At 74.5% G+C, this 24,700-nt stretch carries 20 protein-coding genes; 12 read left to right on the forward strand and 8 right to left on the reverse strand.

Annotated elements, in window-relative coordinates:
- Nucleotides 1-220: 220 nt before the first annotated feature.
- Nucleotides 221-2,977 carry a cellulose binding domain-containing protein gene (locus ACLQ20_RS16625; RefSeq protein WP_425856279.1) on the reverse strand — a complete coding sequence of 919 codons (2,757 nt, stop codon included), beginning with the start codon at nt 2,975-2,977 and terminating at the stop codon, nt 221-223.
- 280 nt (nt 2,978-3,257) lie between these two features.
- Between ACLQ20_RS16625 and ACLQ20_RS16630 the strand changes: the two genes are divergently transcribed.
- Nucleotides 3,258-3,944, forward strand: a complete 687-nt coding sequence (locus ACLQ20_RS16630; protein ID WP_151457639.1) for a BON domain-containing protein — start codon at nt 3,258-3,260, stop codon at nt 3,942-3,944.
- A gap of 83 nt (nt 3,945-4,027) precedes the next feature.
- Nucleotides 4,028-4,573, forward strand: coding sequence for a DsbA family protein (locus tag ACLQ20_RS16635; RefSeq protein WP_425856281.1), 546 nt, complete (start codon nt 4,028-4,030; stop codon nt 4,571-4,573).
- Nucleotides 4,574-4,722: 149 nt separating this feature from the next.
- Here ACLQ20_RS16635 and ACLQ20_RS16640 read toward each other — a convergent pair whose 3' ends face one another.
- Entirely contained in the window at nt 4,723-7,704 is a 2,982-nt protein-coding gene (locus ACLQ20_RS16640; RefSeq protein ID WP_425856283.1) for a LuxR C-terminal-related transcriptional regulator, read from the reverse strand.
- A gap of 192 nt (nt 7,705-7,896) precedes the next feature.
- Between ACLQ20_RS16640 and ACLQ20_RS16645 the strand changes: the two genes are divergently transcribed.
- The 5 genes from ACLQ20_RS16645 to serS all read left to right on the forward strand — a co-directional run bounded on the left by ACLQ20_RS16645 (nt 7,897) and on the right by serS (nt 13,347).
- Nucleotides 7,897-8,346 carry a hypothetical protein gene (locus ACLQ20_RS16645; RefSeq protein ID WP_151457413.1) on the forward strand — a complete coding sequence of 150 codons (450 nt, stop codon included), beginning with the start codon at nt 7,897-7,899 and terminating at the stop codon, nt 8,344-8,346.
- A complete protein-coding gene (locus tag ACLQ20_RS16650) occupies nt 8,343-9,521 on the forward strand; it encodes a zinc-dependent alcohol dehydrogenase (RefSeq protein WP_151457412.1) in 1,179 nt (392 codons plus the stop codon). Before ACLQ20_RS16645 ends, ACLQ20_RS16650 begins: the two co-directional genes overlap by 4 nt.
- Before the next feature lie 44 nt (nt 9,522-9,565).
- A complete protein-coding gene (locus ACLQ20_RS16655; RefSeq protein WP_425856287.1) occupies nt 9,566-10,747 on the forward strand; it encodes a saccharopine dehydrogenase family protein in 1,182 nt (393 codons plus the stop codon).
- A gap of 90 nt (nt 10,748-10,837) precedes the next feature.
- Nucleotides 10,838-11,914: a MerR family transcriptional regulator gene (locus tag ACLQ20_RS16660; protein WP_425856443.1), complete on the forward strand. Its 1,077-nt coding sequence runs from the start codon at nt 10,838-10,840 to the stop codon at nt 11,912-11,914.
- Nucleotides 11,915-12,063: 149 nt separating this feature from the next.
- Nucleotides 12,064-13,347 carry a serine--tRNA ligase gene (gene serS / locus ACLQ20_RS16665; protein ID WP_132237168.1) on the forward strand — a complete coding sequence of 428 codons (1,284 nt, stop codon included), beginning with the start codon at nt 12,064-12,066 and terminating at the stop codon, nt 13,345-13,347.
- 22 nt (nt 13,348-13,369) lie between these two features.
- Here serS and ACLQ20_RS16670 read toward each other — a convergent pair whose 3' ends face one another.
- The 3 genes from ACLQ20_RS16670 to ACLQ20_RS16680 all read right to left on the reverse strand — a co-directional run bounded on the left by ACLQ20_RS16670 (nt 13,370) and on the right by ACLQ20_RS16680 (nt 16,951).
- On the reverse strand, nt 13,370-14,836 hold the full coding sequence (locus tag ACLQ20_RS16670) for an NADH-ubiquinone oxidoreductase-F iron-sulfur binding region domain-containing protein (RefSeq protein WP_425856289.1): 1,467 nt from the start codon (nt 14,834-14,836) through the stop codon (nt 13,370-13,372).
- On the reverse strand, nt 14,833-16,401 hold the full coding sequence (locus ACLQ20_RS16675) for a hypothetical protein (protein ID WP_425856292.1): 1,569 nt from the start codon (nt 16,399-16,401) through the stop codon (nt 14,833-14,835). The genes ACLQ20_RS16670 and ACLQ20_RS16675 overlap by 4 nt, the downstream gene beginning before the upstream one ends.
- 124 nt (nt 16,402-16,525) lie before the next feature.
- Nucleotides 16,526-16,951: an NUDIX hydrolase gene (locus ACLQ20_RS16680; RefSeq protein ID WP_425856295.1), complete on the reverse strand. Its 426-nt coding sequence runs from the start codon at nt 16,949-16,951 to the stop codon at nt 16,526-16,528.
- Nucleotides 16,952-17,123: 172 nt separating this feature from the next.
- Here ACLQ20_RS16680 and ACLQ20_RS16685 point away from each other — a divergent pair, with 172 nt between their 5' ends.
- The 5 genes from ACLQ20_RS16685 to ACLQ20_RS16705 all read left to right on the forward strand — a co-directional run bounded on the left by ACLQ20_RS16685 (nt 17,124) and on the right by ACLQ20_RS16705 (nt 21,657).
- A complete protein-coding gene (locus tag ACLQ20_RS16685) occupies nt 17,124-17,615 on the forward strand; it encodes a YfbM family protein (protein WP_327031275.1) in 492 nt (163 codons plus the stop codon).
- 125 nt (nt 17,616-17,740) lie between these two features.
- Nucleotides 17,741-18,241 (forward strand): YcxB family protein, encoded by a 501-nt coding sequence (locus ACLQ20_RS16690; RefSeq protein WP_425856297.1) that lies wholly within the window; start codon nt 17,741-17,743, stop codon nt 18,239-18,241.
- Between the two features lie 396 nt (nt 18,242-18,637).
- Nucleotides 18,638-19,018 (forward strand): hypothetical protein, encoded by a 381-nt coding sequence (locus ACLQ20_RS16695; protein ID WP_425856300.1) that lies wholly within the window; start codon nt 18,638-18,640, stop codon nt 19,016-19,018.
- A gap of 198 nt (nt 19,019-19,216) precedes the next feature.
- Nucleotides 19,217-20,665: an alpha-amylase gene (locus ACLQ20_RS16700; protein WP_151456767.1), complete on the forward strand. Its 1,449-nt coding sequence runs from the start codon at nt 19,217-19,219 to the stop codon at nt 20,663-20,665.
- Between the two features lie 83 nt (nt 20,666-20,748).
- Nucleotides 20,749-21,657, forward strand: a complete 909-nt coding sequence (locus tag ACLQ20_RS16705; RefSeq protein ID WP_425856303.1) for a L,D-transpeptidase — start codon at nt 20,749-20,751, stop codon at nt 21,655-21,657.
- 62 nt (nt 21,658-21,719) lie between these two features.
- Here the strand turns inward: ACLQ20_RS16705 and ACLQ20_RS16710 are convergent, their stop codons facing one another.
- The 3 genes from ACLQ20_RS16710 to ACLQ20_RS16720 form a co-directional block, all read right to left on the reverse strand.
- A complete protein-coding gene (locus ACLQ20_RS16710; protein ID WP_425856306.1) occupies nt 21,720-23,816 on the reverse strand; it encodes a prolyl oligopeptidase family serine peptidase in 2,097 nt (698 codons plus the stop codon).
- 121 nt (nt 23,817-23,937) lie between these two features.
- Nucleotides 23,938-24,348, reverse strand: coding sequence for a type II toxin-antitoxin system VapC family toxin (locus tag ACLQ20_RS16715; RefSeq protein ID WP_151453715.1), 411 nt, complete (start codon nt 24,346-24,348; stop codon nt 23,938-23,940).
- Nucleotides 24,345-24,626 carry a hypothetical protein gene (locus tag ACLQ20_RS16720; RefSeq protein WP_425856309.1) on the reverse strand — a complete coding sequence of 94 codons (282 nt, stop codon included), beginning with the start codon at nt 24,624-24,626 and terminating at the stop codon, nt 24,345-24,347. Before ACLQ20_RS16720 ends, ACLQ20_RS16715 begins: the two co-directional genes overlap by 4 nt.
- Between the last annotated feature and the right edge of the window lie 74 nt (nt 24,627-24,700).

The following is a 24,700-nucleotide window of genomic DNA, read 5'->3' on the forward strand; positions in this document are numbered from 1 at the left end:
AAGCTCCGAGCCTATGGCTTGCGGGGACACCGGCCCTCTCGGTGCGTGCCGGGTAACCCGCCTCCCCTCCCGGCCACGAACCGGAGGCGGTGCCGACCGGACCCGGGCAGCCGGAGCCCGTCCGCGCCGGTAGGAGACCCGGGCCGCCGGCCGCTCCGCACGACCGCGCACGTCCCGCCCCTGGTGGGGACGGGGGTGCGCGGTCGGCGGAGCGCGGCGGTCAGCGGGCGGTGCAGGTGACGGTGGCCGGGGCGGTGTTCGCGCCGGTCGTACTGCCCAGGAAGCCGGCGGTGGCGGTGGCGCCCGCACCGAGGGCGCCGTTCCAGCCGGCGTCCCGGACGGAGACGGTCGCCCCGGTCTGGGTGTGGGTGCCGCCCCAGAGCTGGGTGATCTGCTGACCGTCGGGGAAGGTCCAGCCCACCGTCCAGCCGGCGATCGCCGCGCTGCCGGCGTTGCGGACCACCAGTTCGCCCTGGAAGCCGCCCTGCCAGGAGCCGGTGACCCGGTACGTCGCCGTGCAACCGCTGGTCGGCGGCGGCGTCGTGGGAGGTGGCGTCGTGGGAGGCGGGGTGGTCGGAGGCGGCGTCGTGGGAGGCGGGGTGGTCGGGGGTGGGGTGGTCGGAGGTGGGGTCGTCGGGGGCGGGGTGGAGGTGGTCGGCGTCGGGTCGGGCGTGCCGCCGAGCCGGTCTGCCACCAGGATGCCGCGGCCGTTGGTGCCGAGGTAGACCCGGCCGTAGACCCGGGGGTCGCCGGTCAGTGCCTCGCCCGCGTTGCCGTACTGGTGCTGGTCGTCGTTGATCCGCACCCAGGTCGCGCCGGTGTCGTCCGAGCGATGCACGCCGGGCCGGCCGTCGACGGTGCCGAACAGGTACAGCGCCGGGTACGTCCGGCCGGGCGCGGCCTTGCCGAAGCCGACGTTGCCGGCGGTGTTCACCCCGGCCTGCTTGGTGAAGGTGGCCCCGGAGTCGGTGGAGCGCCACAGCCCGCCCTCGCCGGCCAGCCACAGCTCGCCCTCCCTGCCGGGCAGCGCCTTGAACTTGACGTTGCCGGTGCTGGGCAGGCCGGCGGCGGCCGAGGCGGTGAAGCTCACCCCGCCGTTGGTGCTGACGTAGAGCCTGCCGCCGCTGAAGCCGTAGAACTTGTTGGGGTTGACGCGGTCGGACTCGATCGTCGCGTTGGCCGGGATGCCCGTCGACGCGGTCCACGAGTTGCCGAACCCGACCGAGTGCACCACCTGCTGGCCGGCGTCTCCCGGCGCCCAGACGAAGCGGCTGCCGTCGGCCGACGCGGCGACCGTGCCGCCGCTGTTGACGCCGGACGGCTCGCTGCCCTGGAACCAGTTGGCGCCGCCGTCGGTGGAGAACGCGACGTGGCTGTCGTTGGGGCGGTCCGCGTCGGTGAAGTTGCCGGCGCGCACCATCACGGCCGGCTTCGTTTCGGCGTAGTCCAGGCTGGTGGTGCTGGTGAAGGTGGGCTGGGTGAACAGCATCGGCGGCACGGCGTCCAGGTCGGTGTGCCGGAAGCCGCCGATGTCGCCGAGCGCGCTGACCAGCGGCGCCCCGGAGGGCGGGCTGACCAGGTCGAGCACCGCGGTCTCCTCCAGGCCCCTGACCATGGGCTTGATGGTGAACTGGCCGCCGGTGTCCCACTTGGTGAGGTCGGTGCTGCCGTAGATGGTGGCGCCGGTGCCGTACATGAAGCGGTTGCTGTCGTGCGGGTCGATCTCGACCGACTCGTTCATCCAGCCGAGCTTCGGGGTCTCCTCCGGCGGGGCGGGGTTGCTGCCGAAGGTCAGCCACGGCACCGAGCTGACGTCCATGGTGTAGCGCTTGGACCTGTTGGGGTAGCTGGTGAAGTCCCAGATCCGGGTCCAGGTGGCTCCCCCGTCGGTGCTGCGCCAGAAGATCGCGTCCGGCCACCAGGAGATCTGGGTGGCCACCATGAGGGTGTTCGGCTTCTGCCGGTCGATGGTGAGGCCGCTGTAGCCGAAGTACGCGTCGGTGCTGGTGGACGGGACCGGGCTGATCCGCGTCCACGCGCCGGTGGCGCGGCTGAACTTCCAGACGTCGCCCTTACCGCCGTCGTACGGGCCGCCGGTGTCGCTGGTGGCGATGTAGAGGAAGCCGCCCACCGGGTCGACGACGCCCTTGTGCGCCAGGTAGCCGGTCGGCTGCCCCGCGATCCGCTCCCAGGTGGCGCCGCCGTTCGTGCTGCGGTAGACCGGGTTCTCCTTGTCGGCCACACCCACGTAGACGGTCTGCGTGGCGGTGCCGGCCGTACCGGTGCTCTTGTCGAAGCTGACCCAGGTCAGGCCCTGGTTCTGGCCGTTGTAGCCGTTCGGGTCGCTCGGGTCGGCCCGGTAGTTGCCGACGTTGGGGAAGTTGGTCACCTTCGCCCAGGTCGCCCCGAAGTCGGTGCTGCGCCACAGGCCGTTGCCGCCCTCGGCGCCGTAGTACAGGATGCTGTTCCGGTTGGGGTCGACGGCGAGCCGCTCGCCCATGCCCCGGCCGGGCATGTTCCCGCCGTTCTTGAACGGCAGCTCGGTGACCTGCCAGGTGGCGCCCTTGTCAGCCGAGCGGAGGATGGCGCCGTTGTTCGGGTCCCAGTCGTTGGTGTACATCCCGACGGCCGCGTAGACACGGTTGGTCTGCACCGGGTCCGTGGCGACGCTGACCACGCCGTTCCAGCCCCACTTGTCCTCGCCGACCCAGTCCAGCAGCGGCGTCCAGGACTGCGTGGCCTGCGTCCACCGGTACATCCCGCCGATGTCCGTGCGGGCGTAGATCAGGTTCTTCTCGGTGGGGTTGAAGACGATGCCGGGGACGAAGCCGCCGCCGTCGATCCGGACGTTCTTCCAGGTGTACGGCTCGGCGGCGGCTGCGGCGGTGGGCGCGCCGGCCGCGGTGAACGGTGCCGCCACGACGGCTGCGGCGACGACCAGCGCGGACACGACCGCGCCGGCGTAACTTCTGCGCATCTGCGGTTCCTTCCGGGTTCGGACGCCGGGAGCCGACGTGGAGACGGCCGGACCCGGCAACGGGTACGTGCGGAATCGCGCCGGAGCTGCCCTGGCTCCGGTCATCGGCGCGACGGCTCCCGCACCCGAGGAACGCGCTTACCCTAACCGATCCGACCGGCCGCCTGGAAGCGCTCCCAAGGGCCACCCGGGTCGGGTGAGGGGCCCTCACCCCGGCCGGCGCCAGGATCGGTCCCGGCGAACCCGTGCGCACCGGCAGCTATCCCGTGAGGAGTGACAGATGGCCATCGAAACGATCAGCCGTACCGACCAGGACATCCAGTCGGCCGTCCTCGACGAGCTGACCTGGGAACCCCGGGTACGGCCGCACGAGATCGGCGTGACGGTCGCCGAGGGCGTGGTCACCCTGACCGGCCGGGTGGACAGCTACGCCAAGAAGTGGGCCGCCGAGCGGGCGGCGCACCGGGTGGCGCGCGTCCGGGCGGTCGCCAACGACCTGGCGGTACGCCTCGGCACCGGCGCGGAACGCGCCGACCCGGACATCGCCGCCGCGGCCGGGCACACGCTGGAGTGGGACGCGTTCGTGCCCCTGGAGCAGCTCGACGTGACCGTCTCGCACGGCTGGGTCACGCTGCACGGCGAGGTGGACTGGGAGTACCAGCGTCGCGCCGCCGAACGCGCCGTGGCCCGGTTGACCGGCGTACGCGGGGTCAGCAACGGCATCACCGTCCGCCCGGACACCCGGCCGGACGGGCACGACCTGGCGGTACGGATCGTCGACGCGCTGGCCCGCAACGGCGCCACCGAGGCGGAGCGGATCACCGTCCGGGTGCACGGCGACACCGTGCTGCTCGGCGGGCTGGTCCACTCGATGCCGGAGCGGGCCGAGGTGGAACGGACCGTCTGGTGCGCGCCGGGCATCCGCGAGGTGCAGAACCACATCGCGGTAGCCCCGGTGCTGGGCTGAGCCGGGCGCCGGACCACCCGGGCGGGGTGAGCCACCCTCACCCCGTCACGGAGCAGGCTGGGAGACATGACTGAGGTGACCCGATGACCACTCCACTCCAGGTCACCGCCCGCCTGCGGACCCCGGTGACCGGGCACGACAACGTCCGCGGGCCGGTGGACGCGCCGGTGACCATCGTCGAGTACGCCGACTTCCAGTGCCGGTTCTGCGGAGCCGCGTACGCGAACCTGCGGGAGCTGCTGCGACAGCGGGCCGACACGGTGCGGCTGGTGTACCGGCACTTCCCCATCACCAACATGCACCCGTACGCGGAGCAGGCCGCCGAGGCGGCCGAGGCGGCCGGCCGGCGCGGGCAGTTCTGGGCGATGCACGACTGGCTCTACGAGCACCAGGACCAGCTCGACCCCGTGCACCTGTCGCTCGGCATGGAGCAGCTCGGCCTGCCCGCCGACGAGGTCGCCGCGGAGTTGGAGCGGCAGGCGCACGGCGACCGGGTGCGGCGGGACTTCGTGGGCGGCATCCGCAGCGGCGTCCACGCCACCCCGACCCTGTTCGTCAACGGCACCCGCCACGACGGCGACTACGACCTGGCGGACCTCCTGACGGCCGTCGACGCCGCCACCCCGTAACCCCCGCCTGCCCCTCTCTCCCCCCGCCCGCCCCCGTCGATCATGCAGTTCTGGTGCCCCGCAAATGGGGCGACAGAGGGCAGTCCGCCCACCACAACTGCATGATCGACGCGGTGGAGGGGCGGAGGGACGGGGCGAGGTGGGGTGGGTTAGATGAGGTGGAGGGCGCGGGCTCGGCGGACGGCCTCGCGGCGGCGGGTGGCGTCGAGCTTGCGGTAGATGTTGCGCACGTGGGTCTTGACCGTGTTGACCGACAGGGACAGCTCGGCCGCGATCTCCACGTTGGACAGGATGCTCTGCAGGTAGCGCAGGATCGTCAGTTCCCGCTCGGTCAGCGGCTCGTCCAGCGCCCCCGTGCCCCGCTCCGCCGGGGCCCGCTCGGCCGGCGCGTCGACGCCCCGGACGAGGTCGCTGACCATCGGCCAGTGCGCGGTACCGGCGTCCAGGTGCGCGGCGAGCAGGTCACGGACGCCGGGTTCGGCGCGGGTGAACGCCCGCCGGAACCCCTCCGGCCCGGCCAGGTCGAGAGCCCGTTCCAGCAGCCGTCCGGCCCGCCGGTCGTCGCCCGCGCGCCCGGCCAGCACCGCGTCGAGCACGGCGGCGTCCAGGCGTACGGGCAGCGGCCAGCCGGCCGCCTCCGGCGCCTCCCAGTCCGGCAGCGCGTACCCGGCGGCGCGCGGGTCGCCGGCACGCAACTCCACCCGGGCGAGGGCGACGGCCAGCGGCGGGGCGGCCGCGTCGGGTGCCCGCCCGAGCAGTTCCCGGGCGGCGCCCAGGTCACCTCGTGCCCCGCGTACGTCCGACTCGGCGGCCAGCAGCCAGTGCGTCAGCTCGCCGGCACGGGGGCGGTCGGCCAGCCGCTCCCGTGCCTCGGCCAGCACCCGGTGGCCCTCGGGCAGGTCACCGGCGTCCCGCAGCAGGTACGCCCGGCACAGCGCCGCCACCGCCCCCACCACGGGCTCGCCGGTGGCCGGCGCGGCCAGCGCCAGGTTCGCCTCCGCCTCCTCGGGCTGGTCCCGGTGCAGCGCGACCAGGGCCAGGGCCAGGTACGCGTGGGCGCAGTCCTCCCGGCAGGACCAGCCGTGGCAGGGCGGCATGGCGAGGGCGTCCCTGGCGAGGGTCTCGGCGGCCCGCAGCTCGCCCCGGACGGCGTGCAACAGGGCCGCCCGGCTGGCGCAGACCAGCTCCGTACGCGGTCGCCCCGCCTCTCGGGCCGCCGACAGCGACCGGGCGAAGGCGAGGCCGGCGGCGGGCAGGTCCCCGTCCGCGAGGTCGGCCAGACCCAGCGCGGTGCCGGCCACCGCCCGCACGTCGGCGTCCTCGGCGGCGGCGCCGCGCGGCTCGGCGGGCATCGGCTCAGCGGGCATCGGCGCGGCGAGCAGCCCGTCGACGGCGCTCCCCGACGGCGCCGCGTCCCCCGCTGGCCCATCGGTCGCCGGGGACACGGACGGGTCGGGCGACGCCGGGGACACGGACGGGTCGGGGGACGCCGGGGACGGTGCGGGGCGGGTGGCGAGCAGCCGGGCTGCGGCGGCGCGTACCGCTTCGGGATCGTCGGCCAGCCGGGCCAGGGTGAGTTCCAGCGCGGTGACCAGCCGCCGGAACCGGTCCCGGCGCGGCGCCGGCAGCGTCCGGGCGGCCTCGACGGCGTCGCGCAGGTGCCCGGCGGCGGCGGTGGCGTCGCCGGCCCGGGCCCGCTCGGCGGCGCAGGCCAGCCCGAGCTCCGGATCGCGGCGCACGGCCTCCGGCGGCGGGGGCGCGGGCGGACGGCCGGCGGGCGTCTCGCCGTCGTACGGGACCAGCTCCGGCCAGCGGGCCACGAAGAGCGCGGCGGCCCGGTCGTGGTCGCCGCCGGCGAGCGCGTGCCGCAGCGCCTCGGCGGGCCGCCCGTTGTCGGCGTACCAGCCGGCCGCACGCAGGTGCAGGTCGCGCAGTTCGTCGGCGGGCAGCCGGCCCAGCTCGGCGTGCAGCAGGTCGGCCAGCAGCGGGGGGCAGCGGTACCAGGGCGGGCGGCTGTCGTCGCGGCGCAGCAGCCCACCGTCGCCGGCCAGGCCGGCCAGCGCCTGCTCGGCGTCGGTCCGGCCGGTCAGCGCGTCGGCGAGGCCGGCGCAGACCGCGTCGGCGACGGCGGAGCGGCGCAGCACGTCCCGCGCGTCCGGGTCGAGCCCCGCGAGCACCTCCTCGCGCAGGTAGCCGGCCACGTCCGGCTGGTCGCCGCCGAACTGCTCGGCCCAGCGGGCCGGGTCCGGCTGCCCGCGTAGCGCCAGCGCGGCGAAGCGGAGCGCCGCCGGCCAGCCGCCGGTGCGTTCCCGCAGCCGGCGTACCCCGGCCGCCGGCAGCGCCACCCCGTGCGCGGTCAGCAGGTCGGCGACCTCGTCGTCGCCGAAGGCCAGTTCGTCGGGGCCGACCTCGGTCAGCTCGCCGGCCAGCCGCAGCCGGTGCACGGCCAGCGGCAGCCCGGCGCGGGCGCCGACCACCAGCCGCAGCCGCTGCTCGGCGTGGCGGAGCAGGAACTCCAGTCCGGCCAGTGCCTCGGGGTCGGTGATCCGGTGCAGGTCGTCCAGGACCAGCAGCACCGGCCGTTCCCGGGCGGCGAGGGCCGCGGCCAGCACCTCCAACTGGTCGGGGCGGGGCGGCCGGTCGGGCACGGGGCCCGGTACGTCGTCGGCGGGATCCGTGGCCGTGCGCAGCGCCGCCGCGAGGTAGGACCAGAGCCGGTCCCCGTCGTCGCCGGTCTCCACCGAGACCCAGGCCGCCCGGAACCGGCCGGGTTCCGCCGGTACGCCCGCCGCCGCGCCGAAGTCGCCCGGCGCGGCACCGGCCGGCCCGTCGTCCCGGCGCCCCCGGGCGGCGTCGGTCACCGGCCCCTGCCCCACCCGGCCCCCGGGCGCGCCGGCCTCCCCGGCGGCCCGGAACCAGGAGGCGAGCAGCGTCGTCTTGCCCCACCCTGCGGGGGCGCGGACCAGGGTGACCGGCCCGGCGGTCCCCTCGTCGAGCGCCCGCAGCAGCCGGGGCCGCAGCACCAGCGGCTCCGGCGGCGGGGCGGGGCACAGCCGCGACGCCAGCAGCGGTGTGCCGGCCGGCCCGGGTGCGACCGCGACGACTCCCGTGTCCCGTACGTCCTCCGGCATCCGGCCCCGCCCTCCACCGACGCGTCCACTCCCCCAGGTCCCGCCGGCCGCGGTTACCCGGCGCGGGCCCGTTCACCCCTTCGGGGGGAGCCGGCTTCACCCCGCCCCGGCCGACCCTGGTCCTACGCGGGCGACCGGCCGCGCGCGCCGGTGCGCGTCCGGCGTGGGAGGGGACCGGGAGGCGGGGCCGAGGTGGATCGGAGACGACGGCTGGCGGGCGCGACCGCGGTGGCGCTCGCCGTCGCGGCGGCGGGCCGGGCGCTGGCCGTACGGCGGCGCGGGTCGGCCTGGCCCCGCGCGGCCGGCGCCGACCCGCGACCCGCGCGCTGGCAGGTGGTGACCGTCGACCGCCCGCCCGGCGAGGTGCTGCCCGGCGGCCGCTGGCCGGAGCCCCTGCGCCGGCTCGGCGGCGCGGTGCAGGTCGAGCTGCGGCCGGCCCCCGGCTGCCGGGGCACGGAGCTGGCGGCCCGGCCGGTGCCCGGCGCGGCGGCCCCGGCGGGGCTCGCCGCCCACCTGGTCGGCGACGATCCCGGCTTGCTGGTCCGGCGGGCGTTGTGGGAGGTCAAGCAGCTCGCCGAGACCGGCGAGGTGCTCCGCGCGGACCGCTGGCCGGCCGACCGTCCGCCGGGACCGCCGCGGTGAGGGCGCTGTGCTGGGTGGGCGCGGGCGAGCTGGCGGTACGGCAGGTGCCCGACCCGGAGCTGCGCAACGGCCACGACGTCATCGTCCGGGTCCGGCAGAGCGCCACCTGCGGCGGGGACCTGCCGCTGCTGGCCGGTCGGGTGCCGTTCCTCGCCGTCGGGGACGTGCTCGGGCACGAGTTCCTCGGCGAGGTGGTGGAGGCCGGGCCGGAGGTACGCCGGCACCGGGTCGGCGACCGGGTGGTGGTCTGCTCGTCGGTGGCCTGCGGCAGCTGCTGGTACTGCCGGCGTGACCTGCCCTCCTGCTGCGACAACGGCAGCGCCGACCCGGCCGTCACCGAGGCGGCCTGGGGCCATCCCACCGGCGGGGCGTTCGGCCAGCCCCGGGCGATGGGCGGCTTCGCCGGCAGCCACGCGGAGTACGTCCGGGTGCCGTACGCGGACGTCGGCGCGTTCACCGTGCCGGAGGCGGTCAGCGACGACCGCGCCCTGTTCGCCTCCGACGCCGCGCCGGCCGGCTGGATGGGCGCGGACCTCGGCCAGGTGCGCCCCGGCGACGTGGTGGCGGTCTGGGGCGCGGGCGCGGTCGGGCAGCTCGCGGCCCGGGCGGCGTGGCTGCTCGGCGCGGAACGGGTGGTCGTCGTCGACGCGGAGGAGGAGCGGCTGCGGATGGCCGAACGGCACGCCGGCGCGGAGACGATCGACCACCGGCTCGCCGACGTCGTCGCCGAGCTGCGCGAGCGCACCGGCGGGCGGGGCCCGGACGTGTGCGTCGAGGCGGTCGGGGCGGCCTGGAACGGGCACGGCCCCCGGTCGCTGGCCGAGCGGTTCACCGGCGGCGCCGAGCGACCGGCCGCCGTCCGCGAGGCCGTGCACGCCTGCCGCAAGGGCGGCTCGGTCTTCCTGCTCGGCGAGTTCACCGGCTTCGTCGACACCTTCCCGCTCGGGGCGGTCACCCAGAAGGGGCTGACGGTGCGGGGCGCGCGGCAGCACGGGCAGCGCTACATCCCGATGCTGCTGGAGCGGATGGCCCGCGACGAGCTGCGTACCGAGCACCTGGCCACCCACCGGCTGCCGTTGGAGCGGGGGGCGCAGGGGTACGCGCTGTTCCGGGACCGGGCCGACGGCTGCGTCCGCGCCGTACTCAGCCCCGATCTTCCGGCCGCCGCCGGCTGAGGCGCAACGCTGCGGCCCGCCGTGCCGGGTGGCAGACTCGGCGGATGCGTGAGCAGCGGACGTACGACGTCGTCCTCTTCGGGGCCACCGGCTTCACCGGGGGGCTGACCGCCGAGTACCTGGCCCGCAACGCCCCGCAGGGGCTGCGTTGGGCGCTCGCGGGGCGCAATCCCGGCAGGCTGGCCGCCGTACGGGACCGGCTGGCCGCCATCGACCCGGCGCTGGCCGGGCTGCCCCTGCTCACCGCCGACGTCACCGATGCGGAGTCGCTGCGGGCGGTCGCCGAGAGCGCCCGGGTGGTGGCCACCACCGTCGGCCCGTACGTGCACCACGGGGAGCCGCTGGTCGCCGCCTGCGCCCGCGCCGGCACCGACTACCTCGACATCACCGGCGAGCCCGAGTTCGTCGACCTGATGTACGTGCGCCACCACGCCGAGGCGGAGCGCACCGGGGCGCGGCTCGTGCACGCCTGCGGGTTCGACTCGATCCCCCACGACCTGGGCGTCTGGTTCACGCTCAAGCACCTCCCGGACGACGTGCCGATCACCGTCGACGGCTTCGTCCGGGCCGGCGGGCGGTTCTCCGCCGGCACGTACCACTCGGCGCTCACCGCCTTCTCCCGTACCGCCGAGGCATCCCGGGCGGCCCGCGAGCGGCGGCAGGTCGAGCCGCGACCGACCGGGCGGCGGGTCCGCGCGGTGCCCGGCCGCCTCGCCCGCTCGAAGGAGCTGGGCATGTGGATCGTGCCGCTGCCGACCATCGACCCGCAGGTGGTTCGCCGCTCGGCCGCCGCCCGCCCGGAGTACGGGCCGGACTTCCGCTACCGGCACTTCGCGGCCGTGAAGCGGCTGCCCACGGTGCTGGCCGGCGGCGTCGGGCTGGGCGGGCTGGTGGTGCTGGTGAAGCTGCCGCCGACCCGGCGCTGGCTGCTCGGCCGGCTCGCCTCCGGGCAGGGGCCGACGCCGCAGCAGCGGGCGAAGTCCTGGTTCCGGGTCCGGTTCGTCGCCACGGGCGGCGGGCGGCGGGTGCTGACCGAGGTGGCCGGCGGCGACCCCGGCTACGACGAGACGGCGAAGATGCTCGGCGAGTCGGCGCTCTGCCTGGCCGGCGACGAACTGCCGGCCACGGCGGGGCAGGTCACCCCGGTGGCGGCGATGGGCGACGCGCTGCTGGACCGGCTGGTGCGGGCGGGGATGACCTTCCGGGTGCTGGACCGGCCACGCTGAGCGCAGGGCCCGACCGTCGGGCCGCCCGGCCCGGCGCGGGTTGACCCTCGACCAGGTTGAGACGACAGGATCGGCGCCGTGGAGAGCGACCTGCGCAGCATCGGCGAGCTGGCCCGGGCCAGCGGGTTGACCGTGAGCGCCCTGCGGTTCTACGACTCGGCCGGGGTGCTGGCCCCGGCCCTGGTCGACCCGGTGACCGGCTACCGCTGGTACACGGGCGACCAGGTGGGCCCCGCCCGGCTGGTGGCCGGGCTGCGCCGGGTCGGCATGCCGGTCGCCGAGATCGCCGCCGCGCTGCGGTCCGAGCCGGCCCAGATCCACCGCCAGCTCGACGCGCACCTGCGCCGGTTGGAGGACGGTCTCGCCGACGCCCGTAGGGAGCTCTCCCGGATCCGTACGCTGATCGATCCCGGGGAGCCCGCCATGACCACCCGTCTCGTCCTGTCCCGCGCCGACCTGGCCGCCGCCGTGGACGCGGTCCGCTTCGCCGTCGGCGCCGACCCCGACCTGCCGGTGCTGGCCGGCGTGCTGTTCGAGTCCGACGTCGACGGCGTACGGCTGGTGGCGACCGACCGGCACCGGCTGGCCGTCGCGCGGGCGGACGCCCGGGTCGACGGGCCGGCGGTGCGGGTGCTCGCCCCGGTCGTCTTCGTCGACGAGGTGCGGGCCCTGCTCGACACCGGCGCGGGGAGCACCCCCGAGGCCCGGCTGACGGTGGCCGCCGGCACGATCTCCGTCTCCGTCGCCGGCCGCACGGTCGACGCCGCCGTCCTGCCGTACGACTTCCCGGACCACCGCCGGCTGCTCCGCCCGACGCCCGACGACGGTCCGGCGCACCGGCTGACGGTCGACGCCGACGCCCTGCGGGCGGCCCTGACCAGCGCCGACGCCCCCGTCGTCACCCGGCGGCACGACGGCCTCCCGCTCGCGGTGACCGTGCTCGGCCCGGACGGCCGGGGCGGGGTGCGGCTGCTCGGGGCGGACGAGCTGGCCGGGGAGTCCGACGCGTTCCGCGTCGGGGTGAACGGCGGTTACCTGCTGGAGGCCCTCGACGCGGCCGGCCGGGGCCAGTTGCTGCTGGAGCTGGACGGGCCGATCGCCCCGCTGGCCGTGCGCCGGGCGGACGACGTCGAGGCGTTCTCCATCCTGATGCCCATCCGGCTCTGACCGCCGCGCCGGCCGTGGGCCGAGTGCCCGGCGTCGCGGGGGCGCGACGCCGGCCGGGCGGGGTCGTCGAGACCGGGCCGGGCGCGACCGGGCCGCGACGGTAGCATCGGTGGGTCCACCCGACGTCCGGACGGAGCGTACGGAGCAGCATGCTCGACATGGAGTTGATCCGGAAGGATCGCGAGGCGGTGGCGACCGCGCTGGCGAAGCGACTGGATCCCGCCGAGGTCAACCGCGCCCTGGACGAGATCCAGCGGCTCGACCAGGAACGCCGCGCCCTGATCAGTGGCATCGACGGCGAGCGGCAGCGCCGCAAGGCCGAGGCGCGCGCCTACGCGGCGGCGAAGCGCGCCGGCACCGAGCCGGAGGTCTCCACGCCGGAGGCGGGGCGCAAGCAGCTCGCCGAGCTGGAGTCCGAGCTGGACGAGGTGCAGGCGCGGCTGCGCACCGCGATGAGCGAGCTGCCCAACCTGCCGGCCGACGACGTGCTGCCGGGCGGCAAGGAGGCCAACCGGGTCGTCCGGGCCTTCGGCGAGCCGCCGGCGATCGAGAAGGTCCGCGACCACATCGAGCTGAGCCGGATGCTGGGCCTGGTCGACCACGAGCGCGGGGTCAAGCTCGGCGGCTCGGGCTTCTGGATGTACACGGGCATGGGCGCCCGGCTGGAGTGGGCGCTGCTCAACTTCTTCGTCGACGAGCACATCAGCGCCGGCTACGAGTTCCTGCTCCCGCCGCACCTGCTGCTGGACACCGCCGGCTTCGCCGCCGGGCAGTTCCCGAAGTTCTACGACGACGTCTACCACCTGGACCGGGAGTCCGCCCCGCGCGGGCAGTTCCTGCTGCCCACCTCGGAGACGGCGATCCTCGGGGCGTACCAGGACGAGATCCTGGAGACGGCGAAGCTGCCGCTGAAGGCGTTCGCGTACACCCCCTGCTACCGCCGCGAGGCGGCCGGGTCGCACTCCGACGAGCGGGGCACCGTCCGGGGCCACCAGTTCAACAAGGTGGAGATCTTCCAGTTCTGCCTGCCGGAGCAGGCCGACGCCGCGCTGGAGGAGATGCTCCTGCACGCGGAGAGCCTGGTCGAGAAGCTGGGCCTGCACTACCAGCGCACCCTGCTGTCGGCGGGCGACGCCAGCGCGTCGATGAAGAAGACCCTCGACATCGAGGTGTGGATGCCGAGCACCGGCAAGTACAAGGAGGTGTCGTCGGTCTCCTGGGCCGGCGACTACCAGGCGCGCCGGGCGGCCATCCGCTACCGCGAGCCGGGCGGCAAGCAGACCCGCTTCGTGCACACCCTCAACGGGTCGGCGCTGGCCACCAGCCGGCTCTTCCCGGCCATCCTGGAGCAGTTCCAGCAGCCCGACGGCTCGGTGCTGGTCCCCGAGGTCCTCCAGGCCCGCCTGGGCACCGACCGCCTCACCCCCCGCTGACCCGCCGGCCTCCCCCGCCCCCTCAGGGGGCGGGGGTGAGTCGCAGCGCGAGTTCGGGGCAGACCTTGACCGCCTTGCGCGCGCCCTCGCGCAGCCAGGTCGGCACGGGGGTGGGCGGAAAGGCGGGGTAGCCGTTCCCGTCGAGCCGGATGAAGTCCGGCACCACGTGCGCGCACAGCCCGTGCCCGTCGCAGCGGGACCAGTCGAGCGTGAGCCGCTGCGGGTTCGGGTCGGGGGCGCCCGGCAGGCCCATCACCGCCCGGACCCGCCGGCCACACCCCTCGCCGGTGGTGTGCAGCCGCAGGTCCTCGGCGAACACCTCCATCGCGGAGAGCGCGAACCGGGCCGTACCGTCGGGGTGGCTGCACGCCCCGCGGCCCTTCACGTCGCCGGCGGCGGCGCGGACCACCTCCACCGGGGCGCTGCCGGAGACCGCCAGGTCGACGGCGCGGGCCAGGTCGGGCAGGCCCATCCGGCACGGGCCGCACTGCCCCGCGGACTCGCCGGCCAGGTAGCGCACCACCTGGGCGGCCTCGCCGAGCGGGCAGGTGTCCGCGCCGAGCGGGACGAGGATGCCCGCGCCGAGGGTGCCGCCCACGGCGGCCAACCCCTTGCGGGAGATCTCCGCCCGGTCGGCCGCCTCCCGGGTGATCCACCTGCCGTGGTAGCCGCCCGTCAGGATGCCCGGCCCGTCCGGCACCTCGCACAGGTCGAGGATCTCGCGCAGCGCGGTGCCGGCCGCGCACTCCACCACCGCCGGGCGTCCCGCCGCGCCGGTGACGGTGAGCAGCACGGTGCCCGGCTCGTCGTCGGTGCCGAGCGCCGCGTACTCGTACGGGCCGAGCCGGGCGGCGACCGCGAGTTGGGCGTACGTCTCGGCGTTGGAGAGCAGGGTGGGCAGGCCGCCGACGCCGGAGTCGCTGGAGCGTCGCTTGGTGCCCGGCGGGATGTGTGGCAGGCCGTTGATGCCGTTGACCAGGGCTCCGCCCTCGCCGGAGATGAACCGGTGCGGCACGGTGACGATGCTGGTGGGCGCCGGCATCCGGCGTTCCTCCAGCGCCTCGGTCAGGGAGTCGCGGCCCACCCCGTCGTCGGCCACCCCGACGACGATCTCGTCGGCGTCCAGCGCGTACGCGGCCAGCGCGGCGCCGTCGAGGACCAGGTGCGGGGCCCGGGTGAGCAGCACCTTGTCCTTCCAGCTCGCCGGCTCCCCCTCGGTGGCGTTGACCACCACCGCCGCCGGGAGGTCCCGCCGCTCGCAGGACTCCAGCACCGCGCGGAGCTTCTTCGCGAACGGGAAGCCCGCGCCGCCCTTGCCCTTGAGCTGTACGCCCTCGGCGAGCCGGAGCAGGGTGGCCGGTTCCATCGGCCCGACCGGCCCGTGCACCTCCTCGTGGGCGGGCAGGTCGAGCCGGCCGAACTCGGCGAAGCCGGCGGTGAGCCGGGGCTCGCCGACGCAGGCCACCGGGGGCACGGTCGTCCGGATCACTTCGCCTCACCCCGCAGCCCGGCCCAGTACGCCCCGTCGACGGCGTCGGCGTTGACCCGGCGGCGGCGCACGGACCTGCTCTCGCCGGCGGCCCGGCGTGCCCGCCGGGACGCGAGGTCGACCAGGGTCGGCGTGTCGTCGGCCGGCAGCGGGACCTCCTCGGGGACGTACCGGACCGGGGGCCGCCAGTAGTCCGGTTCGAGGTCCCGGTCGTCCTCGACGCTGTGCCGACCGCCGCCGCTGCGCGGCCCCGCGGACACCGGACCCGCGGACACGGGCCCGGCGGAGATCGGGTCGCTCGGCTCCCAGCGGCGGGGGCTGTCCCAGGGTTCCTCGGCCTCCTCCCGGCGGCGGGGCGGCGCGGAGGGGCGCCGCACCCCGTCCCGCTCCGCCCGGTCCTGGCGACTGCTCTCGCCGGCGCGGCGGCGGCCGGTGGGGACGGGTTCCTCCTCGCCCCGCCGCCGGCCGGTCGACGCAGGCTCCTCCTCGCGCCGGCGGCGGGTCGACGTGGGCGCCTCCTCGACTTGGCGCCGACCGGCCGGGGCGAGTTCCGCCGCACGTCGGCGCGGGCGTGCCGGGTCGTGGAGCGTGCCGGGCTCGGGCACGGCCGGCACGGTGAACCGCTCCCTGTCGCGGCGCCGCGCGGCGGGGGCGGACCAGGTGCCGGTGACCGTGGTACCGGCGATCGTGGTGCCGGCCCAGGTCCCCGCGCGCCTCTCCGGCTCCGCCGCCCGGTCGGCGCTTCGGGTCCGGCCCCGCAACAGCGACCGGCGCGGGGCGTCCTCGGCCGGCCGCCCGGCCAGGGCCTGGTTCATCGCGGCGGCCTGGTGCTGCTCCCGGCGGCGCCGTCCGAGGCTGACGGAGAGGCGGACCAGCAGCGCCAGCACGACCAGCAGGACGCAGGCGAGGTAGCTCAGCAGCACCCAGGGCTTCGCGGGCCGCCCGGCGTTGAGCCCGTGCACGATGGCGAACGGCCAGGAGAGGTACGCGGCCGAGTGCAGGGTGCGCCAGAGCCACTTCGGACCGACCCCGGCGAAGCGGGCCCGGACGACACCGGTCCAGAGCACGCTCACCATCAGCAGGGCGGCCACCGTGCCGAGGCCGACGTAGAGGCCCCGTCCACCGACGAAGGGGACCACCGCGTCGGTGCTCGCCGCCCGGCCGGTGGCGATCTTCGTGAGCACGTGGAAGACCAGCCCGGCGACGCCGAGGATGCCGGTGGCCCGGTGCGCGGACTGGAGCAGCACCCGGTGCCGGATCAGCAGCACCAGCCGGTCGGTGGCGAGCAGCCCCATCATCACGGTGAGGCTCAACGCCACGAGGGCGACGACCCCGGCGAAGAACTCGGTGAAGAAGAAGCCGTACGCGTACGCGGCCGAGCCGGCGCCGGTCAGCATGGTGGCGGCCCACAGCGCGGCGAGCGCCGAGAGGGTCAGCAGGGCCACCGCGGGCCGGGACCGGGTGCGGGCCCCCCGGCTGGTGCTGGTGGTCCGGACGGTGGGCGGCTTCTGGTTCCGTTGTGCCCGGGCCATCTGCTCCTCGATCGTCTCGCGGCGGCGCACCACCGGCCGGCCCTGTTCCCCATCGAGTACGGACGGGCAGGGCGGGCGGATCACCGGCGCGCGGAAATTCCGCGTACCGGCGCCGAAGCGGGGGCCCGCGTGTGATCTTCAGAGGGTCCGGTCGTGGTCAGGCTCGATGCTCGCCAAGGACCTTGCTGAACAAGGCGAGGTAACTGTCATGAGCCAGGGACAGTTCTCCGAGCGCGTCCCCGGTGAACCACGCGATGGCGTCGTGTTCGTCCGGCGCGGCGTTGACCGGAGACCCCGTCCACGCTTCGATCAGCCAGATCTGCATGTCGAACGTGTCGGTATGAACTTCGTGCACGGGCGGACCTGACGGTGCCGCGATGTCGATGCCCAGCTCCTCTCGAAGCTCCCGGGCAAGTGCCGCGCCGGGCAGTTCCCCGGGATCCACGTGCCCACCGGGCATGTCCCAGACGTCGGGATACCAACGGCGCTGAGGAGACCGGTGGCACAACAGCACCCGGTTGCCGTCCCGCAGCAACGCCGTGACGATGCGAGCCTTGGGAGAGCCTTCCGCGGAGATCGACACAGGCGCATTGTGCCACCCGATCCTGCTGCGACGAGGCAGGCGAGAAGGTCATTGCGAGTGCGGCCCGCTTTCCTTCTCAGCGCTGACGGAGGCTGCGGTACGGTGCCGCCTGAGATCTGTCGGTCAGCGTGACAGCCCGCCGACGACAACGGGAAGGGGCCGGTCCTTGGGCATGGTGTTCATCGGGCGCCGGTTGTCGGTCGAAGAGATGGCTGCGGTGCTCGCCGACCCGACGGCGGTCGACGAACTGATCTACGGCGACCTCGACGACGAGGCCGAAATGCCCGAGCCGGAACTCGATCTGGACAAGTCGTGGCACGGCATCCATTACCTGCTCACCGGCACCGCCTGGGAGATCGGCGAGGGTGCCGGCGCGGCGATTCTCGGCGGCGACGAGATCGGTCAGGATGGCGGCTACGGTCCCGCCCGGCTGCTGGACCCGTACACCGTCCGGGTCATCGCCACCGGGCTCGACGCCGTGGACGTGGAGACGCTGCGCGCCCGCTTCGACCCGAGCGCCATGGCAGCCGCCGACATCTACCCGGCCATCTGGACCAACGGCATTGACGAGTTCGACCACCTCATGTTGCAGTTCACCGAACTGCGCCGCTTCTATCGCGCCGCAGCCGTGAACGGCCAAGCCGTGCTGTTGGCCATCACCTGACGCAGCCGCCCGGCTGTCTCCGGTTGCCAGCGTTCCAGGGACGAGGTGCCCGCTCCTACCGCTGACGGCCAGCCGGTGCGAGTCAGGCGCTGCCGACGGACGGTAGGGGGCACTATCGTTCTGGCGTGCACATCCGTTTCGACGTCCCCGCCGATCCCGCCTACCCGGGCCGCGTGGCCGCTGCGCTCGGCAGTGTCCGGTTGCGCAAGTTCGGCTACGTCGGCGCGGTACTGGTGGCGGTCGGGGCGATCGGGTTTGCCGTCTCGCGGGGGTTCTCGTGGGGTGACCGGGTCTCGTCGCTGTGCATGGCGATGGTCCTGGGTGGCCTGCTGTCGATGTTGTACTCGCCGTGGGTGCAGTGGCGGGCCCGGCGTCGCTCCGGTCGCTACGCCGTCGAGGGCGCCTACGACATCACCGACGACAACATCATGATGCGCAGCGGCTCGGAGTCCGGCGGTATCGCCTGGGACGGGGTGGCTCGGGTGCGGGACACCCCTGAGTTCTGGATCGTGTACGTCGGCCGGATGCCGGCGACCGTGATCCCACGCCGCTTGATGTCCGCTGAGGACGCGGAGACGTTGCGAGCCTTCATGGCCGATCGCGGGCTGCTCGTCGGCTCCGCCTGACGAGTTCTCAGGCGGAGCCGACACCTCTGCTGACGCCTGTCGGTGCCGCTGCTTCCTGGTTGGGCGGGGATGGCAAGCTGCCATGGTGTCTGCGGAGCCGCGCGGCGACTACTCCTGGCTGTTCGACCTGGTGGCGGTCGATCCGGTCGTACGTCACCATGCGCTGGCTCGGCATCAGGCACTGCTCGCCGCGGCGAGTGAAGCGTTGCACCTGTCGAACGGTCTGTGGGCAGCGCACCACCGGTCGAGGTCCGGTCAGGCTCGGCTCGCCGGAGGTTGGACCAGGCGCGCGCCGACTTCCGGTGGCATCAGGCGCAGACGATCCACGGACCTCTCGATGCATTCCGGGACGCTTCGGACGACGACCGCGCCGGCCGCGCACGGTGGGCGCCGATCGTGGCCCTCTACCTGCGGTGGGAGGCGGAGTATCCCGACGAGTGGGGAGCGCCGGAGTCGTGGATGTGGTCCCGCTGGGGAACGAAGGAGGTGCTCCTTCGCCGGCTCGATCGGGGCGGTATCCCGGAGGCCGTCAGGCCACAGATCGCTGAGCTGATCCTCGCGGCACTGGGGCGACCGTACCGGTGCAAGGACTGGCTGTACGCAAGCCTGGTCCGTCAGCTCCACGACTCGCCGTTCCTCCATGAGGTGGGGATGCTGACGTCCGCCGACGATCCCCTGGTCCGGCTCCGGGCACAGTTCGTCCTCCATGTGGCCGCGCATCCCGAGCAGACTCCCACCCGCACGAGCTGGCGGCGCTGGCTCGATTCCGCCACCTGACCGCTCGATCGCAGGCGCCTGCTCCGTCGTACGAGGCCGGCAGCGCGAAGACATCCATACATGGCCATGCATTGACAGCGCTTGCAATGCGCTTGTAACCTTTCGGAAATTTTCAAGCCGTACTGCAAGATCCCGGCACCACCGGGGCCTCCCGGCCTCGCCACCGTCCCGTCCCCCATCCCCCGTCAGGAGTCCTCCATGCAGAGACGTCGACGGTTGTCGGCGATCGTCGCCCTCGGCGTGATCGCCGGCCTGATCGTCCCCACCGCCGCGACCACTCCCCCGGCCGGCGCGGCCCCGGCAGGTGGCAAGAAGGTCATCGCCAACCTCTTCGAGTGGAACTGGTCGTCGGTGGCCACCGAGTGCCGCACCAACCTCGGCCCGAAGGGCTACGGCTGGGTGCAGGTCTCGCCGCCCCAGGAGCACGTGCGGGGCTCGCAGTGGTGGCTGGCGTACCAGCCGGTCAGCTACCGGATCGAGTCCCGCAAGGGCACCCGCGCGCAGTTCAAGTCCATGGTCGACACCTGCCACGCCGCCGGGGTGAAGGTGGTCGTCGACGCGGTCGTCAACCACATGTCCGGGCAGGACAACGGTGGCACCGGCTGGGCCGGCTCGTCGTACGGGCACTACGACTACCCGGGGATCTACCAGACGCAGGACTTCCACCACTGCGGCCGCAACGGCGGCGACGACATCGCCAACTACAACGACCGGTGGGAGGTGCAGAACTGCGAGCTGGTCAACCTCGCCGACCTGAAGACCGAGTCGGACTACGTCCGGACGAAGATCGCCGGCTACCTCAACGACCTGCTCTCGCTGGGCGTCGACGGCTTCCGGATGGACGCCAGCAAGCACATGCCGGCCGCCGACATCGCCGCCATCAGGGGCAAGCTGTCCCGCTCGGCGTACATCGTGCAGGAGGTGATCCACGGCGCCGGCGAGCCCATCCAGCCGGGTGAGTACACCGGCAACGGCGACGTGCACGAGTTCCGCTACGGCAAGGACCTGGCCCGGGTCTTCCGCTCCGAGAAGCTGGCCTACCTGCGCAACTTCGGCGAGGGGTGGGGGCACCTGCCCAGCGGGTCGGCGGCCGTCTTCGTGGACAACCACGACACCCAGCGCGACGTCGGCGGGGTGCTGACGTACCGCGACCGGGGCATCTACGCGCTGGCCAACGCGTTCATGCTCGCCTGGCCGTACGGCTCCCCGACGGTGATGTCGAGCTACACGTTCAGCCAGCGCGACCAGGGCCCGCCCTCGGACAGCTCCGGACGGACCCTGAACGCCACCTGCTACTCCGGCTGGGAGTGCGAGCACCGCTGGCCGGTCATCGCCAACATGGTCGGCTTCCGCAACGCCACCGAGGGCGCCGGCGTCGTCAACTGGTACGACAACGGCAACAACCACATCGCCTTCGGCCGGTCCGGCAAGGGCTTCGTCACGATCAACGACGAGGACTCCGCGGTCAACGGCCGGTCATACCAGAGCGGGCTGCCGGCCGGTCGCTACTGCGACGTCGTCCACGGCACCTTCAGCAACGGCACGTGCAGCGGGCCGGTGATCACCGTGGACGGCGGCGGCTGGTTCGCCGCGAACGTGCCCGCCCACGACGCGATCGCCATCCACGTGGGCGCGCGGCTGAGCTGAGGCTCCACCCCTGCGGACCCCGTCCCGGCCGGCATTCCGGCCGGGACGGGGTTTCGCCGCCGTTCACCCGTTACAGTTAGTTTGTGCGTTTTGACCGAATGAACCGGCGACACGTCCGCGCGCTGGCCGCCGCCGTCGGCGTACCCCTGCTCCTGCTGGCCGGCGGGGCCACCGGCTGGGTGCTGACCCCCGGAGCCGAGCACACCGCGCCGCCCGTCGTCGTCGGGCCGCCCGCGCCGACCGGCGCGGCCCCGACCAGCGCCGCGCCGGAGCGGGTGCCCGTCGCCGCGCCCGCGCCGGACGACCTGCCGGTGGTCGACTACGGCCCGGCGCCCACCGGCTTCCCGGCCGATCAGGACACGATGGACACCACGCCGCTGACCGCGGGCCTGCACCCGACCCGCCGCATCGCCGCCTACACCGCTCCCGGCGGCCGGCCGCTGGCGTTCCTCGACCCCACCATCAGCGGCGTCGAGCTGACCATGCCGATCGCCCAGCGGCGGGCCGGCTGGACGGCGGTGCTGCTCCCGTCGGCCAACCGCACGCTCGCCTGGCTGCCGCCCGGCGGCCACACCACCGTGGCGCTGACCGACCAGATCGTGATCGAACGCAAGCACCACCGCCTCACCTGGTACCGCGCCGGCCGGGCCGTGCGCAGCTGGGAGGTCAGCCTCGGCCAGCGCGGCCAGGAGACCCCGCTGGGCCGGACCTTCATCCTGGGCCGCACCCCGCCGCCGCAGAGCGTGTACGGGGGCGTCGACATCTACGCCCTCGGCTCGGTGCCCGACGACCCCGACTCGGTGCCGGCCGGCCTGCGCGGGGCGCACATCGGCATCCACAGCTGGTACCACGACGGCGAACTGGGCCGGAACACCACCAACGGCTGCGTCCGGCTGACGAAGAGCGGGCAGCGGGAACTGCTGGCGAAGGTCCGCCCCGGCACCGAGGTCGTGGTGGTCGACGAGCTACCCGCCCCGCCCCCGACGGCCTGACGGTTCCGTTCGCCGGCACCCACGGCCGGCCGGCAGCGTCCCCGGATCGCGTCGCGTCCGGGTCAGGGAGCGATCCGCTCGTCCAGGGCGGCCGGCGAGGGCCGGCGCGGCAGGGGCGGGCGCGTCTGCCCGGCCAGCTTTCGCCACAGGAACTCCAGCGTCAGCGCCCAGACGAAGGCGCGCTGCTCGTTGTTGGCCGCCGCGCCGTGCCCGCCCTCGACGTTCTCGTAGTAGGCCACGTCGTGGCCGTGCTCGCGCAGCCGGGCCGCCATCTTGCGGGCGTGCCCGGGATGCACCCGGTCGTCGCGGGTCGAGGTGACGAGCAGGACCGGCGGGTACGCCCGGTCGCCGTCGACGTTGTGGTACGGCGAGTAGCCGCGCAGGAACTCCCAGTCGGCCGCCACGTCCGGGTCGCCGTACTCGGCCATCCACGAGGCGCCGGCCAGCATCCGGTGGTAGCGCCGCATGTCCAGCAGCGGCACGTGCGCGACGACCGCCCCGAAGAGCGACGGGTGGCGGGTGAGCATCACCCCCGTCAGGAGGCCACCGTTGCTGCCGCCCTCGACCCCGAGCCGCTGCGGCGTGGTGACACCCCGGCTCACCAGGTCCGCCGCCACCGCCGCGAAGTCCTCGTACGCGCGGGGCCGGTCCTCCCGCAGCGCGGCGCGGTGCCACCCGGGGCCGTACTCCCCGCCGCCCCGGATGTTCGCCACCACGTAGGTGCCGCCCCGGGCCAGCCACCCCCGGCCGATCACCCCGCTGTAGTGCGGGGTCAGGGGGATCTCGAACCCGCCGTAGCCGGTGAGCAGCGTCGGACCGGCGGGCGCGTCCGCGTCCCCGACCACGAAGTACGGCACCCGCGTGCCGTCGGCCGAGGTGGCGAAGAACTGGCGTACCGCCAGGCCGTCCGCGTCGAAGGACGCCGGTGCCCGCTTGAGCGTCCCGACCGCGCCGCCGACCTGCCCGAGGCGCAGCGTCGCCGGCTGGAGGAACCCCTCCGAGGCGAGCAGGTAGGCGTCGTCGTTGTCCGGGTCGGTGTCCACGACCTCGCTGTGGTCGAACTCCGGCACCCCGGGCAGCGCCTCCCGCCGCCAACCCTCCCCGTCGGGCGTCAGCACCTCCAGCCGGCTCTTCACGTCGACGAGGGTGGCCAGCATCAGCCGGTTACGGGTCCAGGACCAGCCGCTGAGCGCCGTACGGTCGTCGGGGCGGAAGAGCACCGTCATCGCCCGCTCCCCGGCGAGGAACGCGTCGAACCGGGTAGCCAGCAGGGCGCCCGCGGGGTGGGTCACGCCGCCGACCGCCCACGGCGAGCGCGGCCGGACGAGCAGCCACTCCCGGTGCACGTCCCACCCGGCGTCCTCCGGCACGGCCACAGGGATCCGCTCCCCCGTCGCGGTCAGCAGGTGCTGCTCCGAGCGGAAGAAGTCCAGCCGGCGGCCCACGAAGTCGCGCTCGAAGCCGGGCGTCGGGTCGTGCGAGGCCCAGACGGCGACGTCGTCGGCGTGCCCCTCGTGGACGGTCTCGGCCTCGGCCAGCGGCGTGCCCCGCCGCCACCGCTTGACCACGCGGGGATAGCCGGAGGAGGTCAGCGAGCCGGGCCCGAAGTCGGTGGCGACGTAGATCTGGTCGGCGTCGATCCAGCCCACGTCGCTCTTCGCCTCGGGCAGCGTGAAGCCGTCCTCGACGAAGACGCGGCGGTCGAGGTCGAACTCCCGCACCACGACCGCGTCGCCCCCGCCCCGGGAGAGGCTCACCAGGGCGTGCCCGTAGCCGGGCCGCAGCACCGTCGCGCCGCCCCAGACCCAGTTCTCGCCCTCCTCGGCGGCCAGCGCGTCCAGGTCGAGCAGCACGTCCCACTCCGGCTCCGGCCGGCGGTACTGCTCGAGCGTCGTCCGTCGCCAGACCCCGCGCGGGCGCGCCGCGTCGGTCCAGAAGTTGTAGTAGAGGTGGTCGCCGCGCCACCCGGCGTAGGGGATGCGGTCGTCCGCGTCGAGCACCTGGCGGAGCTCGGCGCGCAGGGCCGCGAACGCCTCTCCGCCGGTCAGGGCGGCCACGGTCTCCGCGTTGCGGTCCCGCACCCACCGCGCGGCGTCCGCGCCATCAAGATCTTCCAGCCAGAGGTACGCGTCGTCGCTCTCCACGGTCAACCCAGCCACCTCGCCACTATCCCCGACGGGGCGGACAGACTCGGACCCGGCCGGCTGTCGGCATGGCGACGAGAAGCGGCGGCAGTTCGCCGACTGGCTCAAGAGCGGAGGACCACCCGACCTGTGCGCGTCAGTCCCAGGTCTCGCCGATGTCGAAGACGTCCAAGCCGGGCGGCGCCGCCGCTTCGATGGACTTCCGGTCCCGGGTCACCAGATAACACCGGTAGAGGATCGCCGTGGCGATCGCGTGCGCGACGTCCAGTGACACGGTGAACGCGGCCGCGATACGGGCCACCCGCCGACTCGTCGCAGCGTCGTAGACCGCTACCTGGATGTCGCGGTCCTCCGTGAACAGCAGATCGAGCATGGCGGCGGCGGGCGTGCCCGCGAGTTCGAGTTGCGCCTGCCCGAGACAGAGCGCCGGAATCCACACCTGCTGGTCGGGATCCTCCTCGGCCAGGGTCAGCATGGCACCGGGCTCGACGCTCGTGCCCGACGCGTACGCCAGCAGGGCGGAGGTGTCGAGGACGAGACCGTTCACGCGGTGGCGGTCCCCTCGTTGTCGAACTGGCTGAGCCACTCGACGTTGCGGGCGTGCTGCTCGTCGCTGACGGGCGCGAGGGCCGCCAGGCGGTCGCGGGTCTGCTCGACGTCCTCGTCGGTGACCACGTAGCCGAGCTGCGCCCACTTCGCACGAAGACTGTCGGCACGCATCTTCCGCCGAAGGATCCCGGCGATGAAACCGGACGTGGTGCCCTGCGTGCGCTCGACGTACGCGGCCACGTCGTCGGGCAGGCTGATCGTGATGCGGCGAGTCATACTCCGACCATACCCGCTGCATACTGACGGAATGCCATCAGCTCGTCACGCCACACCGGTCGCGCTCCAGTCCA

The organism is Micromonospora sp. DT46 (genome assembly GCF_049841735.1).
GTDB lineage: Bacteria > Actinomycetota > Actinomycetes > Mycobacteriales > Micromonosporaceae > Micromonospora > Micromonospora reichwaldensis.

Excerpts from the sequence above, each read along its gene's own strand:
- ACLQ20_RS16625 (WP_425856279.1), bottom strand. The coding sequence starts at position 2,977 with ATGCGCAGAAGTTACGCCGGCGCGGTCGTGTCCGCGCTGGTCGTCGCC.
- ACLQ20_RS16630 (WP_151457639.1), top strand. The coding sequence starts at position 3,258 with ATGGCCATCGAAACGATCAGCCGTACCGACCAGGACATCCAGTCGGCC.
- ACLQ20_RS16635 (WP_425856281.1), top strand. The coding sequence starts at position 4,028 with ATGACCACTCCACTCCAGGTCACCGCCCGCCTGCGGACCCCGGTGACC.
- ACLQ20_RS16640 (WP_425856283.1), bottom strand. The coding sequence starts at position 7,704 with ATGCCGGAGGACGTACGGGACACGGGAGTCGTCGCGGTCGCACCCGGG.
- ACLQ20_RS16655 (WP_425856287.1), top strand. The coding sequence starts at position 9,566 with ATGCGTGAGCAGCGGACGTACGACGTCGTCCTCTTCGGGGCCACCGGC.
- serS (WP_132237168.1), top strand. The coding sequence starts at position 12,064 with ATGCTCGACATGGAGTTGATCCGGAAGGATCGCGAGGCGGTGGCGACC.
- ACLQ20_RS16685 (WP_327031275.1), top strand. The coding sequence starts at position 17,124 with ATGGTGTTCATCGGGCGCCGGTTGTCGGTCGAAGAGATGGCTGCGGTG.
- ACLQ20_RS16700 (WP_151456767.1), top strand. The coding sequence starts at position 19,217 with ATGCAGAGACGTCGACGGTTGTCGGCGATCGTCGCCCTCGGCGTGATC.
- ACLQ20_RS16720 (WP_425856309.1), bottom strand. The coding sequence starts at position 24,626 with ATGACTCGCCGCATCACGATCAGCCTGCCCGACGACGTGGCCGCGTAC.